Raw genomic sequence first — 16,364 nt, 5'->3', positions numbered from 1 at the left:
TCGCGTATGTACAACTGATACGACTCTACTGGGGAACCGGGACCGGCTCGGACAAGGGTTCGGTGCCGCGGCCGGCCAGTCGCTCACGCCAGGCGGCCAGCACCTCGGGCTCGGTCGGCTTGGTGGCCAGCGAGATCACCACGTACACGGCCAGCGAGGAGAGCAGCCCGTAGTAGATGGGCTCATTCGCGAGGATGCCGTACGTCGCCATCAGGCCGATGACCGCGAGACCGCCGACCACGACGGAGGCGAGGGCGCCCTGTGCGGTGCCGCGCTTCCACAGCAGACCGCCGAGGATCGGCACGAGCAGCCCGCCGACGAGCAGGTTGTACGCGACGGTCAGCGCCTCGACGACGTTGTTGAGCGCGATCGCCGTACAGATCACGCCGACGCCCATGATCAGGATGAAGGCGCGGTTGCCCCGGACCTCGTCGTGCTCCTCGTCGGCGCCCCGGGCGACGGCTCCGCGCAGCCGTGACCAGATGTCGTTGTTGGCGACCGTGGCGCAGGCGATCAGCGCGCCGGAGGACGTCGACATCACGGCCGCAAGCGCTGCCGCGAGCACCAATCCCCGTACGCCGACCGGGAGTTCGTCCTTGACGATGGTCGCGAAGGCGTCGTCGGGGCTGCCCAGCTTCGGGTAGAGCACCTTGGCCGCCGTACCGATGACGGCGCCGGCGACGGCGTACACCAGGCAGTACGTGCCGGCGACGGTGCCGCCCCACTTGGCCGTGGTGTCGCTGCGCGCGGTGAACACGCGCTGCCAGATGTCCTGGCCGATCAGCATGCCGAACGTGTAGATGAGCACGTAGGTGAAGATCGTCTCGCCGCCGATGCCCAGCGGGTCGAAGTACTCGGTGGGTAGCGTGGCCTTCATCTCGCTGAACCCGCCGGCCTTCACCACGGCGATGGGCAGCAGAAGCAGCAGCACCCCGATGGTCTTCACCACGAACTGGACCATGTCCGTGAGCGTGATGGACCACATGCCGCCGAGGGTGGAGTAGGCGACGACGATCGAGCCGCCGAGGATGATCGCCAGCGTCCGGTTCATGTCGAACAGGACGTCGAAGATCGTGGCGTACGCGATGGTCGAGGTCACCGCGAGCATGAGGGTGTACGCCCACATGACCACGCCCGAGATCACGCCGGCCCGGCCGCCGTACCGCAGGTCGAGCATCTCGGAGACGGTGTAGACCTTGAGGCGGGCGATACGGGCGGAGAAGAAGACGGAGAGGGCGAGCAGGCCGAGGCCGATGGTGAACACCATCCAGGCGCCGGAGAGGCCGTACTTGTAGCCGAGCCCGACACCGCCGATGGTGGACGCTCCGCCGAGGACGATCGCGGCCATGGTGCCGGAATACATGACTGGGCCGAGCCTGCGGCCCGCGACGAGGAAGTCGCTCTTCGACTTGGCGCGGCGCATGCCCCACCAGCCCATGGCCAGCATGCCGGCCAGATAGACGACGATCACTGTGTAGTCGACGGCCATGGGGCCCTCCTTCGCGCACTCTCGGTGGCGTGTCGTGCAATGGGGACGCGGCCGGTACGGATGCCCGGCCGGGAGACCGGCAGCGGATCGCGGGGACATACGCCCGTACCCGCGGCTGCCGACGGCACTGACACTAGGTGGCCGGAAAGCGACTCTGAAGTGTACGTTTCATCCACTGTCGCCTTGCCGGATGGAGGGAACGTCCACCGTGCCGGACCCTTCCGCCCCACCTGTCCCGCCCACGCCACCGGTCCCGCTCACTGCTCTGCTGGCCCGGGACGACCTCGCCCTGCGGCAGATCGCCGGCCCGTCCGACCAGGACACGGTGATCCACTGGGCGCACACCTCGGAGATGGCGGACCCCTATCCGTATCTGCTCGGCGGTGAGCTGCTGCTGACCGCCGGGGTGCACGTCCCGGAGGCGGCGGGCTCGGGCACCTATTTCGACGACTACGTCTCCCGGATCGTCGAGGCGGGCGGCGCGGCCCTCGGATTCGGTCTGGCCCCGGTGCACGACACGGTCCCCCGCGCCCTGGCCGCGGCCTGCGACGCGTACGGGCTCCCCCTCCTGGAGGTGCCGCCCCAGACCACCTTCTCGGGCGTGGCCCGCGCGGTGTGGCAGCTCATGGCCCAGGCCCGGCTGGCGGAGCTGCGCCGGGTCACGGAGGCCCAGCAGAGCCTGGCCGCGGCGGCGGCCCGGGCGGATCCGGTGCCGGCGGTGCTGCGGCAGCTCGCCCAGCGGGTCGGCGGCTGGACGGTTTTGTACGGCCCGGACGGCGCGGAACTGGCGCGCGGCGGACGGACGCCCGGGACGGGCGTCGTCCCGGCCCTGGCCGAACTGGCCGCCGTGGTACGCCCCGGTACGGCCCACGGTCCGACGCCGTCCTCCGCCAGCGACACCGTGGGCGGCAGCCACCTCGCCGCCTACGCCCTCGGCGCCGGACAGGGCTTCGTGCTCGGTGTCGCGGCGCCGCGCCGCGACAGCGGGGACCACACCATCGCCTCCGTCGCGGCCGTCCTGCTGTCGCTGCTCACCGGGGAGCACCAGAGCGGGAGCGGGGCCGCCCGCTCGGCGGCGCTGGTACGACTGCTGCTGGGGGCCTCGCCGGAGGCGGTCGCGCCCCTGCTGGGCGGCGACCGGTGGGTGGTGGTGCACGCCCGCCCCGCCGGTGACGCCCCCGCGCCGGACGCCGTCGCCGCCTCCGCGCTGGGCGCGGCCCTGGGCTCCGCGCTCGTCGACGTGAGCGGCGACGTCGTACGGGTCCTCGTCCCCGGCGACCGCGAGCCCGCCGAGCAGCCGGGCTGGACCTGCGGGGTGAGCGCCCCCGTCGGCCCCGGCGAGTGGGCGGCCGCCGACACCCGGGCCGCCCGCGCCCTGGCCCGCGCCCGCGCCACCCGCACGGCGCTGGTACGCCACGGGGAGCGGCCCGTGCTCGCGGATCTCGTCCCGCCGTCCGACGCCCGGGCCCACGCCCATGCCCTCCTCGCCCCCGTCGCGGGCACCCCCGCCCTCACCGAGACCCTGCGCACCTGGCTCTCCCTGCACGGGAGTTGGGACCGTACGGCGGTGGCGCTGTCCGTGCACCGCAACACCGTGCGCCAACGCATCGCGCGGTGCTCGGCGTTGCTCGCGGTGGACCTCGACGATCCCGACGTACGGATGGAGTTGTGGTTCGCGCTGCGTCACGAGTGAGCGCGGCGGAGGGGGCCCCGGGCCCGGGCGGCCCCGGCGCTCCGAGTGACCCCCGTCCCAGCGTCCGGGACATCGGAGACTCCCACCGGGCCGGACCGGCAGAATAAGGACCATGCCGATATCCGGGACCCCCAGCCGCGCCGAGCTCGTCGACCACCTCGTACGGACGCGTATCGCGGGCGACGTCGCCACGCCTCGCGAGAACAACCTCTCCCACTACCGCAAGCTCGCGAACGGCGACCGCAACTTCTGGCTGGGGCTCGAGCTCGGCGACCGCTGGCGCGACGAGCAGGACGTGCTCGCGGTGATGGCGGAACGGTGCGGCGTGAACGACGACCCGGAGTACCGCTACGGCCAGGACACCATCGACCCCGACCTGACCGTCGACGCCCTGGAGCGGATGGCGGCCCGGCTGCGCAAGGCGGCCGCCGGCGAGCAGCGGGTCCTCTTCGCCACCGGCCACCCCGGCGGCCTGCTCGACGTGCATCGCGCGACCGCCGCCGCGCTGCGGGCCGCCGGGTGCGAGATCGTCGTCATCCCGGAGGGGCTGCAGACGGACGAGGGGTACGTCTTCCAGTTCGCGGACGTGGCGGTGCTGGAGCACGGGGCGACCCTCTGGCACACCCACTCCGGTGAGCCGATGCGGGCGATCCTCACCGGGCTCGAGCGGGAGGGGCGGCCGCTGCCCGACCTCGTCGTCGCCGACCACGGCTGGGCGGGCTGCGCCGGTCAGCTCGGCGTCGACTCCATGGGGTACGCCGACTGCAACGACCCCGCGCTCTTCCTCGCCGAGTCCGAGGGGACCCTCCAGGTCACGATCCCCCTCGACGACCACGTGACCAGTCCCCGGCACTACGACCCGATGACCGCGTATCTCCTGTCCGAGGCGGGCCTGTCCTGACCGGAGTTCTCTCGCCCCCGCCGCCCCTGCCCGTCCCTTGTTCCTGGGGGCTCCGCCCCCAGACCCCCGTGTCGCGCTGACGCGCTCGTCCTCAATCGCCGGACGGGCTGAGAATTAGCCCCTCCGGCGTTTGAGGAGCGGGGGTCCGGGGGCTGGCCCCCGGTACGGGACGGGTAGGGGCGGCGGGGGCGAAAACCCCGTAGGGACACCGACCCGCACCCGCCCCCGGGGGCAGCTCACGGCCACGGGTTCAACCCCTCCGCCCGCCGCTGGGCGTACCCCGGCGTCGGGTCGAGGTACACCCGGCTCACCGCCGGGAACACCTCCCGCAACCGCGCCTCCGCCTGCTCGCAGGCCCACTCGATCTCCGCGGCGGTCGACACGTCCCGGAAGTCCACCTTGGCGGCGACAAGAGCCTCCCGCGGCCCCTGCACCAGGGTGATCAGCTCGAGCACCGCTTCGACATGCGGCACACCGAGCAGCTCGTCCCGGATCCCCTCCCGCATCGCCCGCGGCAACGGCCGCCCGATCAGCAGCTGCGCGTTGGACCGCCCGAGCACCCAGGCGACGTACAGCAGCAGCACCCCGATGCACAGGGACGCGGCACCGTCCCAGACCCCGGATCCGGTGAGCTGCCCGCCGAGCAGTCCCCCCGCGGCGAGGACGAGGCCGACCAGCGCGGCCGAGTCCTCCATGACGACGGCCTTCACGGCGGTGTCGGGGGTGTGCCGGAGGTAGAGCCCCACGGACGCCCCGAAGCGCTCCGCCTCGCCCCGCGCCTGCCGCACCCCGGTGCGCAGGGAGTACCCCTCCAGCAGGAAGGCGAGGGCCAGCACGATGTACGACACGAGCGGGTCGCCGAGCTCCTCGCCCGCGACGAGGGTGTGGATGCCGTCGTAGAGGGAGAACACCGCGCCGCCGACGAAGGTGGCGACGGCCGCGAGCATCGCCCAGATGTACCGCTCCGGTCCGTAGCCGAGCGGATGTTCCTCGTCCGCCGGCTTCTCGCTGCGTTTCAGCGCGGTGAGCAGCAGCACCTCGGTGACGGTGTCGGCGACCGAGTGCGCGGCCTCGGAGAGCATCGCGCTGGAGCCGCTGATGACACCGGCGACGGCCTTGGCGAGGGCGATGCCGAGATTGGCGACGGCGGCGACGATCACCGTGAAGGTGCTCTCGCCGCCGCCGTCCCCGGCGCCACCGGTGTCTTTGTCCTGTTCCGTTTCCGCGTCCGCTTCGGCCATGCCCCAGTCTTACCGCGGGATCCGGACCACGCCCTCCTGGATGACCGAAATGGCGAGCCGCCCGTCCTGTGTGTAGATACGGGCCTGGCCGAGACCGCGGCCGCCGGACGCGGACGGCGACTCCTGGTCGTACAGGAGCCATTCGTCGGCGCGGAACGGCCGGTGGAACCACATCGCGTGGTCGAGCGAGGCCCCGACGACGTCCCCGATCGCCCAGCCGCCGCGCCCGTGCGCGAGCAGCACGGAGTCGAGGAGCGTCATGTCGGAGACGTAGGTGGCCAGACAGACGTGCAGCAGAGGTTCGTCGATGGCGCCGCCGAGCTTGCCGTTCGTGCGGAACCACACCTGGGAGCGGGGCTCGCGGGCCTCGCCGACGCTCCCGAAGGGCGGGGCGTCGACGTACCGCAGGTCGACCGCCTCGCGCGCCTCCAGCAGCCGCTCCACGACGCCCGGCTCCCGGAAGACGTCCGCGTACCGCGGGAGCATCTCGGCCGCGGTCGGCAGGGTCTCCGGGTCCGGTGCGGGCGGCATGGCGGCCTGGTGGTCCATGCCCTCCTCGTACGTCTGGAAGGACGCGGAGAGATGGAAGATCGGCTGCCCGTGCTGGACGGCGACGACCCGGCGGGTGGTGAACGAGCGTCCGTCGCGGATCCGGTCGACGGTGTAGACGATGGGCGCGCCCGGGTCCCCGGCGCGCAGGAAGTACGCGTGCAGGGAGTGCGCGAGCCGGTCCTCCGGGACCGTACGGCCGGCGGCGACCAGTGCCTGCGCCGCGACCTGTCCGCCGAAGACGCGCGGGACGACGGCGGACCGTGACTGGCCGCGGAAGATGTCCTGCTCGATCCGCTCGAGGTCGAGCAGATCGAGCAGGGACTCAAGTGCCTGACTCATGGGTCAGTTGTACCGTGAACTTTTTTCGTGGGCCTTACAGCCCCATGTCCTTGGCGATGATCGACTTCATGATCTCGCTCGTGCCGCCGTAGATGCGGTTGACGCGGTTGTCCGCGTACAGCCGGGCGATCGGGTACTCGTTCATGAAGCCGTAGCCGCCGTGCAGCTGGAGGCAGCGGTCGATGACGCGGTGCGCGACCTCGGTGCAGAACAGCTTGGCGCTCGCGGCCTCGGCCGGGGTCAGCTCGCCCGCGTCCAGGGCCTCCAGGGTGCGGTCGGCGACGGCCTGCGCGGCGTCCACCTCGGCCTGGCAGGCGGCCAGCTCGAACTTGGTGTTCTGGAAGGCGGCGACGGGCTTGCCGAAGACGGTGCGCTCCTGGACGTACTGCTTGGCGAACCGGACGGCGGCGGCGGCCTGCGCGTAGGCGCCGAAGGCGATGCCCCAGCGCTCGGAGGCGAGGTTGAGGCCGAGGTAGGAGAAGCCCTTGTTCTCCTCGCCCAGCAGGTCCTCGACCGGCACCTGCACATCGACGAACGCCAGCTCGGCGGTGTCGGAGACCTTCAGGCCGAGCTTGTCCAGCTTGCGGCCGACGGAGTAGCCCTCGGACTTGGTGTCCACGGCGAACAGCGAGATGCCGAAGCGGCGGTCGTCCTCGCGCGGGGCGGACGTACGGGCGCAGACGATCACCCGGTCGGCGTGCACACCGCCGGTGATGAAGGTCTTGGCGCCATTGAGGACATAGTGCGTGCCGTCCTCGGAGAGCTTCGCGGTGGTCTTCATGCCCGCGAGGTCGGAGCCGGTGCCCGGCTCGGTCATCGCGAGGGCCCACATCTCCTCACCGGAGACGAACTTCGGCAGCCACTTCTTCTTCTGCTCGTCATTGGCGAGCATCTTGATGTAGGGCAGGCCGAGCAGCACGTGCACACCGGAGCCGCCGAAGGACACACCCGCGCGGGCGGTCTCCTCGTACATCACGGCCTCGAACTTGTACGAATCTATGCCCGCGCCGCCGTGCTCCTCGTCGACGCGGATACCGAAGACGCCGAGCTCGGCGAGCTTGTAGTAGAAGTCGCGCGGCGCCTGGCCCGCGGCGAACCATTCGTCGTAGACGGGGACGACCTCGGCCTCGATAAAGGCCCGCAGGGTCTCCCGGAACGCCTCGTGGTCCTCGTTGAACACCGTACGGCGCACCGCCGCCACCCTTCCTTGCGCCTGGACCGGCGCCGCTCTCGCGTACGTGGTTGCTCGCCGTCGGGGTTGCTCCATTGATGATTGCGGTCCCGTGGCTAAGCGCTTGCTCAGATCAAAGGTACCGGTGAGTACGGACACCGTCCAGGGGAGCACCCCCGTAACGCTCGTCACGCCCGCGACCCCGTCGGATCGCCGGGGACCGCTCAGTCGACCGCGGCCGTGCCGGCCGCCGCGAAGGCTCCCCGGGCCATCCGGTGCAGGAGGGACGCCGTGCCGGTGCGGCCCGGGAGGGCGCCCGGGCGGCCGAGGTGCGGGGTGGAGTTGAGGAGCCCGAAGACCGAGTGCACGGACGACCTGGCGGCGGGCTCGGCGAGGGCCGGATAGACCTCGCGGACGACCTCCACCCACAGCTCGACGTACTGCCGCTGGAGCTGCCGGACGAGCTTGCGGTCGGTGTCCCGGAGGCGGTCCAGCTCACGGTCGTGCAGGGTGATCAGGGGGCGGTCGTCGAGCGCGAAGTCGATGTGTCCCTCGATCAGCGAGTCGAGGAGCTCCTCCGCGTCGCCGTCGGCCTCCGCCACGCGGCGCTTGCCGCCGGTGAGCAGCTGGCCGCTGATCCCCACCAGCAGCTCGGCGAGCATCGCGTCCTTGCCCGGGAAGTGCCGGTACAGACCGGGGCCGCTGATGCCGACCGCCGCTCCTATCTCGTCCACTCCGACGCCGTGGAAACCGCGCTCGGCGAAGAGCCGGGCGGCCTCCTTGAGGATCTGCTCGCGACGGGTGGGGGCGTCGGTTCTGGTGGCCATGGAAGCAATTCTAGACAGGGAGGTTAGCGGTCGTTAACCTGAAGGAAATGCGTTAACGCTCATTAACAAAGTGAGGGGACCGCGGGATGCACGAGGCACCGGAGCTGACGAGCGCGGCAGACCCCGCGTCGGAGGCCTGGCGAGCCAACGAGGCGGCGCACCGCGCACTGGGCGAGGAGCTGCGCGCCAAGCTGGCCGCGGCCCGGCTCGGCGGCGGTGAGCGGGCCCGCGCCCGGCACACCGCGCGCGGCAAGCTGCTGCCACGCGAGCGCGTGGACACGCTGCTCGACCCGGGTTCGCCCTTCCTGGAGCTGGCCCCGCTCGCGGCCGACGGGATGTACGAGGGACAGGCGCCGGCGGCGGGAGTGATCGCCGGGATCGGGCGGGTGAGCGGCCGCGAATGCGTGATCGTCGCCAATGACGCCACGGTCAAGGGCGGCACGTACTACCCGATGACGGTCAAGAAGCACCTGCGCGCCCAGGAGGTGGCCCTGGAGAACCGGCTCCCCTGTGTGTACCTGGTGGACTCCGGCGGCGCCTTCCTGCCCATGCAGGACGAGGTCTTTCCCGACCGCGAGCACTTCGGCCGGATCTTCTACAACCAGGCGCGGATGTCGGGCGCCGGCATCCCGCAGATCGCGGCCGTGCTCGGCTCCTGCACGGCGGGCGGCGCCTATGTGCCCGCGATGAGCGACGAAGCCGTGATCGTGCGCAATCAGGGCACGATCTTCCTCGGCGGACCGCCCCTGGTGAAGGCCGCCACGGGCGAGGTCGTGACGGCCGAGGAGCTGGGCGGCGGCGAGGTCCACGCGCGCGTGTCGGGCGTCACCGACCACCTCGCGGAGGACGACGCGCACGCGCTGCGGATCGTCCGGAACATCGCGGCCACCCTCCCCGCGCGCGGGGAGCTGCCCTGGTCGGTGTCGGAGCCGGTCGAGCCCAAGGTGGACCCGTCCGGGCTGTACGGCGCGGTGCCGGTCGACTCCCGCACCCCCTATGACGTACGCGAGGTCATCGCGCGCGTGGTCGACGGATCGGGCTTCGCCGAGTTCAAGGCGGAGTTCGGGCAGACCCTCGTCACCGGCTTCGCGCGGATCCACGGACACCCGGTGGGGATCGTCGCCAACAACGGCATCCTGTTCTCCGAGTCCGCCCAGAAGGGCGCGCACTTCATCGAGCTGTGCGACCAGCGCGGCATCCCGCTGGTCTTCCTGCAGAACATCTCGGGGTTCATGGTCGGCCGGCAGTACGAGGCCGGGGGCATCGCCAAGCACGGCGCCAAGATGGTCACGGCCGTGGCCTGCACGCGCGTGCCGAAGCTGACGGTCGTCATCGGCGGTTCGTACGGCGCGGGCAACTACTCGATGTGCGGCCGGGCGTACTCGCCGCGCTTCCTGTGGATGTGGCCGGGCGCCAAGATCTCCGTGATGGGCGGCGAGCAGGCCGCGTCGGTCCTCGCGACCGTCAAGCGCGACCAGCTGGAGGCGCGCGGCGAGTCCTGGCCCGCCGAGGACGAGGAGTCCTTCAAGGCCCCGATCCGCAGCCAGTACGAGCAGCAGGGCAACGCCTACTACGCGACGGCCCGCCTCTGGGACGACGGCGTGATCGACCCGCTGGAGACCCGGCAGGTGCTGGGTCTCGCCCTGACCGCCTGCGCCAACGCGCCACTGCCGCCCAAGGCCGACGGCTTCGGCGTCTTCCGGATGTGAGGGGACCCCTGACGATGTTCGACACGGTACTTGTGGCCAACCGCGGTGAGATCGCCGTCCGCGTGATCCGCACGCTGCGCTCGCTCGGCGTGCGCTCGGTTGCCGTCTTCTCCGACGCGGACGCCGACGCCCGCCATGTGCGCGAGGCGGACACGGCGGTCCGGATCGGTCCGGCGCCGGCCTCCGAGAGCTATCTGTCGGCGGAGCGGCTCATCGAGGCCGCCGCGCGCACCGGCGCACAGGCGGTCCACCCGGGCTACGGCTTCCTCGCGGAGAACGCCGCGTTCGCACGCGCCTGCGCCGCGGCGGGGCTGGTCTTCATCGGCCCGCCCGCCGAGGCGATCTCCCTGATGGGCGACAAGATCCGCGCCAAGGAGACGGTGCAGAAGGCCGGGGTCCCGGTGGTCCCCGGCTCGTCCGGCAGCGGGCTCACCGACGCCCAACTGGCCGACGCGGCACGGGAGATCGGCATGCCGGTGCTCCTGAAGCCGTCGGCCGGCGGCGGCGGCAAGGGCATGCGGCTGGTGCGCGAGGCCGCCCTGCTGTCCGACGAGATCGCCGCCGCCCGGCGCGAGGCCCGCGCCTCCTTCGGCGACGACACGCTCCTCGTGGAGCGCTGGATCGACCGCCCCCGGCACATCGAGATCCAGGTCCTGGCCGACGGCCATGGCAACGTGGTGCATCTGGGCGAGCGCGAGTGCTCTCTCCAGCGCCGCCACCAGAAGATCATCGAAGAGGCACCGAGTGTGCTCCTCGACGACAGCACCCGTGCCGCGATGGGCGAGGCGGCCGTCCAGGCGGCCCGCTCCTGCGGTTACCGGGGCGCGGGCACGGTCGAGTTCATCGTCCCCGGCAGCGACCCGTCGTCGTACTACTTCATGGAGATGAACACCCGCCTCCAGGTGGAGCATCCGGTGACCGAGCTGATCACCGGCCTCGACCTGGTCGAGTGGCAGCTGCGGGTGGCCGCCGGCGAGCAACTGCCTTACGAACAGAAGGACATCACCCTCACCGGGCACGCGGTGGAGGCCCGCGTCTGCGCCGAGGACCCCTCCCGCGGCTTCCTGCCCTCCGGCGGCACGGTGGTCGCGCTGCGCGAGCCGCAGGGCGACGGTGTCCGCACCGACTCGGGCCTGAGCGAGGGCACGGAGGTCGGCAGCCTCTACGACCCGATGCTGTCCAAGGTCATCGCGTACGGCCCCGACCGCGCGACGGCACTGCGCAAACTCCGGGCGGCGCTCGCCGACACGGTCACGCTGGGCGTGCAGACCAACGCCGGCTTCCTGCGCCGGCTGCTCGCCCATCCGGCCGTGGTGGCGGGCGACCTGGACACCGGGCTCGTGGAGCGGGAGGCGGACTCTCTGGTGCCGGGTGACGTGCCGGACGAGGTGTACGAGGCCGCCGCTGCCGTCCGGCTCGACGCGCTGGCTCCTCGGGGCACGGGCTGGACCGACCCGTTCTCCGTGCCGAGCGGATGGCGGCTCGGCGGCCGACCGGAGCCGGTGCGCTTCGCCTTGCGCGTGCCGGGACTCGAACCCGTCACGCACGCTCCGCGCGGCTCCCACGCCGTCACCGCCGACCAGGTCTCCGTGACCCTCGACGGCGTACGGCACACGTTCCACCGCGCCGGCGACTGGATCGGCCGCGACGGCGACGCGTGGCAGGTGCGCGACCACGACCCCGTCGCCGCCTCCCTCACCGGCGCCGCGCACGGCGGTGCCGACTCCCTCACCGCCCCGATGCCCGGCACGGTGACCGTCGTGAAGGTCGCCGTCGGTGACGAAGTGACCGCCGGCCAGAGCCTGTTGGTGGTCGAGGCGATGAAGATGGAGCACGTCGTCTCCGCGCCGCACGCCGGCACCGTCAGCGAGCTGGACGTCACACCGGGCACGACCGTCGCCATGGACCAGGTCCTGGCGGTCATCACACCGGCGGAGACCGGATCCGTCCCGGCGGAGACCGGATCCGTCCCAGCCGACGCGGAGGCCGTCCCGGCGGACTCGGCCGTCGCCGCGCCCGCGGAGGCCGAACCCGCCCCGGCGGGCGCGGCAGCCGTCACGCCGGCAGAGGCCGGTCCCGCCCCGGCGACCGCACCCGCCGGAGAGGAGCAGCAGGCATGACCACCCCCGAACCGGCCCTCCCCATGGTCGTACCCGCCGAGGGGCTGCCCGCGCGGGTGCGGATCCACGAGGTCGGCGCCCGCGACGGACTGCAGAACGAGAAGGCGACCGTGCCGACGGCGGTCAAGGCGGAGTTCGTCCGGCGCCTCGCCGACGCGGGCCTGACCACCATCGAGGCCACCAGCTTCGTGCACCCCAAGTGGGTGCCCCAACTGGCCGACGCGGAGCAGCTGTTCCCGCTCGTCCGGGACCTGCCGGGCGTCCACCTCCCCGTCCTGGTGCCGAACGACCGCGGGCTCGACCGGGCCCTCGCGCTCGGCGCCGGCCGCATCGCCGTCTTCGCCAGCGCCACCGAGTCCTTCGCGAAGGCCAACCTGAACAGGACGGTCGACGAGGCACTCGCCATGTTCGCGCCCGTGGTCGAGAAGGCGCGGGCGCGGAACGTCCACGTCCGCGGCTATCTGTCCATGTGCTTCGGCGACCCGTGGGAGGGCGCCGTGCCCGTCCCCCAGGTCGTCCGCGTCTGCCGGGCGCTGCTCGACCTCGGCTGCGACGAGCTGAGCCTCGGCGACACCATCGGGGTGGCGACGCCCGGGCATGTGCGGGCGCTCCTCGCCGCCCTGAACGAACAGCACATCCCCACCAGCGCACTCGGCGTCCACTTCCACGACACGTACGGCCAGGCGCTCTCCAACACGCTGGCCGCGCTCCAGCACGGCGTGACAACCGTCGACGCCTCCGCGGGCGGCCTCGGCGGCTGCCCGTACGCCAAGTCCGCCACCGGCAATCTCGCCACCGAAGACCTCGTGTGGATGCTCCAGGGCCTCGGTATCGACACCGGGGTCGATCTCGGCCGTCTCACCGCCACCAGCGTGTGGATGGCCGGCCAACTGGGCCGACCCAGCCCGTCCCGCACCGTCAAAGCGCTCGGTGGAACAACGCAGCCCCACAAGGAGTGATCCCCATGTCCCTGGACCACCGCCTCTCCCCCGAACTCGAAGAACTCCGGCGCACGGTCGAGGCGTTCGCGCACGACGTCGTGGCGCCGAAGATCGGCGACTTCTACGAGCGGCACGAGTTCCCGTACGAGATCGTCCGGGAGATGGGCCGCATGGGGCTCTTCGGACTGCCCTTTCCGGAGGAGTACGGCGGGATGGGCGGCGACTATCTCGCCCTCGGCATCGCCCTGGAGGAGCTGGCGCGCGTCGACTCCTCCGTCGCCATCACGCTGGAGGCGGGCGTCTCGCTCGGCGCGATGCCCCTGCATGTCTTCGGGACCGAGGCGCAGAAGGCCGAGTGGCTCCCCCGGCTCTGTTCCGGCGAGATCCTCGGCGCGTTCGGGCTGACCGAGCCGGACGGCGGCTCCGACGCGGGCGCGACGCGCACCACCGCCCGCCTCGACCCGGCGACGAACGAGTGGGTCATCAACGGCACCAAGTGCTTCATCACCAACTCGGGCACCGACATCACGGGCCTGGTGACGGTCACCGCGGTCACCGGCCGCAAGGAGGACGGGCGTCCGGAGATCTCCGCGATCATCGTGCCGTCCGGCACCCCGGGCTTCACGGTCGCGGCGCCCTACTCGAAGGTCGGCTGGAACGCCTCGGACACCCGTGAGCTGTCCTTCGCCGACGTGCGCGTACCGGCGGCGAACCTGCTCGGCGAGGAGGGCCGCGGCTACGCGCAGTTCCTGCGGATCCTCGACGAGGGCCGGATCGCCATCGCGGCGCTCGCCACGGGCCTCGCGCAGGGCTGCGTGGACGAGTCGGTGAAGTACGCCAAGGAACGTCACGCGTTCGGGCGGCCGATCGGGGCGAACCAGGCGATCCAGTTCAAGATCGCCGACATGGAGATGAAGGCGCACACGGCCCGCGTCGGGTGGCGCGACGCCGCATCCCGTCTCGTCGCGGGCGAACGCTTCAAGAAGGAGGCGGCGATCGCCAAGCTCTACTCCTCCACGGTCGCCGTCGACAACGCCCGCGAAGCCACGCAGATCCACGGGGGTTACGGCTTCATGAACGAGTACCCGGTGGCCCGGATGTGGCGCGACTCCAAGATCCTGGAGATCGGCGAGGGCACGAGCGAGGTGCAGCGGATGCTGATCGCCCGGGAGCTGGGGCTCGCGGGCTGACGGCGGCGGCAGCGGGCGCGGGGCAAGCCCGCTGAGCCTGCCGTCACTGGGCGCACGCGCCGCCCAAGCCGAAGGGCAGCGGCGGGGGCAACCCGCCCTCTGGACAAAAACTGAGGTTAGGCTAACCTACCTTCGAACTTGTCCGGCGGGCGCTCCGCCCCGTGCCGAAAGCAGTCACTCTCATGTCCAAGGCCCGTTCCACCCACCTCACCCGCCGCGGCATCCTCGCCGCGGGCGGCGCCCTCGGTCTCGGCGCCGCGCTCGCCGCCTGCGGTGACGAAGACGCGAAAAGCGGTGGAGCGGGCAGCACCTCGGGCGCCTCGAAGTCCGGCCCCTGGTCCTTCAAGGACGACCGCGGCCAGACCGCCAAGGCCGGCAAGGTCCCGGCGAACATCGTCGCCTTCACCGGTGTCGCCGCCGCCCTCTTCGACTACGGCATCGAGGTCAAGGGCGTCTTCGGCCCGACGAAGACCAAGGACGGCAAGGCCGATGTCCAGGCCGGCGACATGGACATCAGCAAGCTGACGATCCTCGGCAACGAGTGGGGCCAGTTCAACATCGAGAAGTACGCGGCCCTCGCGCCCGACGTCCTGATCTCCACGATGTTCGACGCCAAGGGCACCCTCTGGTACGTCCCCGAGGAGTCCGCGGACAAGATTCTCAAGGTCGGTGCGCCGAGCGTCGGCATCTCCGCCTACGACCGGCAGCTGACCGAGCCGCTGCAGCGCCTCCTGGAGCTCGCCGGGTCGCTGGGCGCGGACGTGACGTCGGACCAGGTCACCAAGGCCAAGAAGCGCTTCGAGGACGCGGCTGCGGGCCTCCGCGCGGCCGCCAAGGCCAACCCCGGCATCAAGGTGCTCATCGGCTCCGCGAGCCAGGACATCTTCTACGTCTCCGGCTCCCACCTGTCCGTGGACCTGGAGTACTTCAAGGCGCTCGGCGTGAACATCGTCGAGCCGCCGGCCCAGGCCCTGAAGGCGAGCGGCGGCTGGTTCGAGAACCTGAGCTGGGAGAACGTCGACAAGTACGACGCGGACATCATCATGATGGACAACCGCACGTCGACCATCCAGCCCGCCGACATCACCAAGGCGACCTGGAAGAAGCTCCCGGCCGTCAAGGCGGGCCAGGTCATCCCGCGCGTCACCGAGCCGGTCTTCTCGTACGACAAGTGCGCCCCGATCCTCGAGGACCTCGCCACCGCCATCGAGAAGGCCAAGAAGGTCAGCTGACCCTTCGCCGGGGAGGGCCGGTGCCGGTCCTCCCCGGACTCCCGCCCCCTGACGATGACTCAGGAGCCGCCATGACAACGGCCGTTGCCGCCCCGTTCCGCTTCTTCTCCCTCCAGGTCGTACGGACGAGGCGGCTCGGTCCGTCTCTGCTGCGGGTGACCTTCGCGGGTCCCGACCTGCACGCGTTCGCCTCCGCCGGCCGGGACCAGAGCCTGTCCCTGTTCCTGCCGCATCCGGGCCAGTCCGAGCCCGCCGTCCCCATCGAACTGGGCGACGGCTGGTGGCACGGCTGGCGCGAACTGCCCGACGACGTACGGGCGGTGATGCGCTCGTACACGCTGCGGGCCCTGCGGCGCGATCCCGACGAGATCGACATCGACTTCGCGCTGCACGGCACGGAACAGGGGGCGGCCACGCCCGCGGGGCCGGCCTCACGGTGGGCGGCACGCGCCGGCGCCGGTGACCGTGTCCTGCTGCTGGGGCCCGCCATCGAGGACAACCGGGCGATCCGCTTCCGTCCGCCCGCCGACGCCGACCTGGTCGTCATGTGGGGGGACGAGACCGCCGTACCCGCCGCCTCGGCGATCCTCGAATCGCTGCCTGCGGGCACCCGGGCCCGCGTCTGGCTGGAGGTCCACCACGCCGGTGACATCCAGGACGTGGTGACCGAGGCCGACGCGGACATCACCTGGCTCGTACGCGACGAGGGGTCCCCCATGGCCCTCGACGCGATCCGGGAGGCCCAACTCCCGCCCGCCGCCGCCCCGTACGCCTGGATCGCGGGCGAGTCCGGCGGGGTGAAGGAGCTGCGCCGCCATCTCGTGCGGGAGCGCGGGTTCGACCGCAGGCGGGTCACGTTCGTGGGCTACTGGCGTCGCGGGCTGAGCGAGGAGCAACTGCGGGAGCAGGAGTAACGCGCTGAGGTGATCGAGGCGCATGTCACGGCTGAGGCGGGGTCG

At 71.7% G+C, this 16,364-nt stretch carries 12 protein-coding genes and 1 pseudogene; 8 read left to right on the top strand and 5 right to left on the bottom strand.

Annotated features, from left to right (window positions below):
• Positions 1-25: 25 nt before the first annotated feature.
• Positions 26-1,489: a sodium:solute symporter gene (locus ACFVYF_RS14605; RefSeq protein WP_389455555.1), complete on the bottom strand. Its 1,464-nt coding sequence runs from the start codon at positions 1,487-1,489 to the stop codon at positions 26-28.
• A 190-nt stretch (positions 1,490-1,679) separates the two neighbouring features.
• On the opposite strand from ACFVYF_RS14605, the gene ACFVYF_RS14600 reads away from it, so the two are divergent.
• Entirely contained in the window at positions 1,680-3,182 is a 1,503-nt protein-coding gene (locus ACFVYF_RS14600; RefSeq protein WP_389455554.1) for a PucR family transcriptional regulator, read from the top strand.
• Between the two features lie 112 nt (positions 3,183-3,294).
• The gene (locus ACFVYF_RS14595) at positions 3,295-4,083 is read left to right on the top strand and encodes a phosphatase (RefSeq protein ID WP_389455553.1); all 789 of its coding nucleotides are present in this window, start codon (positions 3,295-3,297) and stop codon (positions 4,081-4,083) included.
• 236 nt (positions 4,084-4,319) lie between these two features.
• Here the strand turns inward: ACFVYF_RS14595 and ACFVYF_RS14590 are convergent, their stop codons facing one another.
• The 4 genes from ACFVYF_RS14590 to ACFVYF_RS14575 all read right to left on the bottom strand — a co-directional run bounded on the left by ACFVYF_RS14590 (position 4,320) and on the right by ACFVYF_RS14575 (position 8,213).
• Positions 4,320-5,324: a cation diffusion facilitator family transporter gene (locus ACFVYF_RS14590; RefSeq protein ID WP_389455552.1), complete on the bottom strand. Its 1,005-nt coding sequence runs from the start codon at positions 5,322-5,324 to the stop codon at positions 4,320-4,322.
• 9 nt (positions 5,325-5,333) lie between these two features.
• Positions 5,334-6,215, bottom strand: coding sequence for an acyl-CoA thioesterase (locus tag ACFVYF_RS14585; protein WP_389455551.1), 882 nt, complete (start codon positions 6,213-6,215; stop codon positions 5,334-5,336).
• A gap of 34 nt (positions 6,216-6,249) precedes the next feature.
• The gene (locus ACFVYF_RS14580) at positions 6,250-7,407 is read right to left on the bottom strand and encodes an acyl-CoA dehydrogenase family protein (protein ID WP_383284678.1); all 1,158 of its coding nucleotides are present in this window, start codon (positions 7,405-7,407) and stop codon (positions 6,250-6,252) included.
• A gap of 203 nt (positions 7,408-7,610) precedes the next feature.
• Entirely contained in the window at positions 7,611-8,213 is a 603-nt protein-coding gene (locus ACFVYF_RS14575) for a TetR/AcrR family transcriptional regulator (protein WP_389455550.1), read from the bottom strand.
• 86 nt (positions 8,214-8,299) lie between these two features.
• Between ACFVYF_RS14575 and ACFVYF_RS14570 the strand changes: the two genes are divergently transcribed.
• From ACFVYF_RS14570 to ACFVYF_RS14545, 6 genes and pseudogenes are all read left to right on the top strand, one after another.
• Positions 8,300-9,922 carry a carboxyl transferase domain-containing protein gene (locus ACFVYF_RS14570; protein ID WP_389455549.1) on the top strand — a complete coding sequence of 541 codons (1,623 nt, stop codon included), beginning with the start codon at positions 8,300-8,302 and terminating at the stop codon, positions 9,920-9,922.
• Between the two features lie 14 nt (positions 9,923-9,936).
• Positions 9,937-11,859, top strand: a pseudogene (locus tag ACFVYF_RS14565) (acetyl-CoA carboxylase biotin carboxylase subunit); the annotation flags it as partial.
• Positions 11,860-12,038: 179 nt separating this feature from the next.
• On the top strand, positions 12,039-13,001 hold the full coding sequence (locus ACFVYF_RS14560) for a hydroxymethylglutaryl-CoA lyase (RefSeq protein WP_389455548.1): 963 nt from the start codon (positions 12,039-12,041) through the stop codon (positions 12,999-13,001).
• Between the two features lie 11 nt (positions 13,002-13,012).
• Positions 13,013-14,173 (top strand): acyl-CoA dehydrogenase family protein, encoded by a 1,161-nt coding sequence (locus ACFVYF_RS14555; protein ID WP_389455809.1) that lies wholly within the window; start codon positions 13,013-13,015, stop codon positions 14,171-14,173.
• Positions 14,174-14,355: 182 nt separating this feature from the next.
• Positions 14,356-15,405 carry an ABC transporter substrate-binding protein gene (locus ACFVYF_RS14550; protein WP_389455547.1) on the top strand — a complete coding sequence of 350 codons (1,050 nt, stop codon included), beginning with the start codon at positions 14,356-14,358 and terminating at the stop codon, positions 15,403-15,405.
• Positions 15,406-15,476: 71 nt separating this feature from the next.
• Complete coding sequence (locus tag ACFVYF_RS14545) at positions 15,477-16,319, top strand: siderophore-interacting protein (RefSeq protein ID WP_389455546.1); 843 nt, start codon at positions 15,477-15,479, stop codon at positions 16,317-16,319.
• Positions 16,320-16,364: the final 45 nt, after the last annotated feature.

The organism is Streptomyces sp. NPDC058274 (assembly GCF_042881375.1).
Lineage (GTDB): Bacteria > Actinomycetota > Actinomycetes > Streptomycetales > Streptomycetaceae > Streptomyces.
This window is presented reverse-complemented; position numbering and strand designations above follow the sequence as displayed.

Excerpts from the sequence above, each read along its gene's own strand:
- ACFVYF_RS14605 (WP_389455555.1), bottom strand. The coding sequence starts at position 1,489 with ATGGCCGTCGACTACACAGTGATCGTCGTCTATCTGGCCGGCATGCTG.
- ACFVYF_RS14600 (WP_389455554.1), top strand. The coding sequence starts at position 1,680 with ATGGAGGGAACGTCCACCGTGCCGGACCCTTCCGCCCCACCTGTCCCG.
- ACFVYF_RS14595 (WP_389455553.1), top strand. The coding sequence starts at position 3,295 with ATGCCGATATCCGGGACCCCCAGCCGCGCCGAGCTCGTCGACCACCTC.
- ACFVYF_RS14590 (WP_389455552.1), bottom strand. The coding sequence starts at position 5,324 with ATGGCCGAAGCGGACGCGGAAACGGAACAGGACAAAGACACCGGTGGC.
- ACFVYF_RS14585 (WP_389455551.1), bottom strand. The coding sequence starts at position 6,215 with ATGAGTCAGGCACTTGAGTCCCTGCTCGATCTGCTCGACCTCGAGCGG.
- ACFVYF_RS14575 (WP_389455550.1), bottom strand. The coding sequence starts at position 8,213 with ATGGCCACCAGAACCGACGCCCCCACCCGTCGCGAGCAGATCCTCAAG.
- ACFVYF_RS14570 (WP_389455549.1), top strand. The coding sequence starts at position 8,300 with ATGCACGAGGCACCGGAGCTGACGAGCGCGGCAGACCCCGCGTCGGAG.
- ACFVYF_RS14560 (WP_389455548.1), top strand. The coding sequence starts at position 12,039 with ATGACCACCCCCGAACCGGCCCTCCCCATGGTCGTACCCGCCGAGGGG.
- ACFVYF_RS14550 (WP_389455547.1), top strand. The coding sequence starts at position 14,356 with ATGTCCAAGGCCCGTTCCACCCACCTCACCCGCCGCGGCATCCTCGCC.
- ACFVYF_RS14545 (WP_389455546.1), top strand. The coding sequence starts at position 15,477 with ATGACAACGGCCGTTGCCGCCCCGTTCCGCTTCTTCTCCCTCCAGGTC.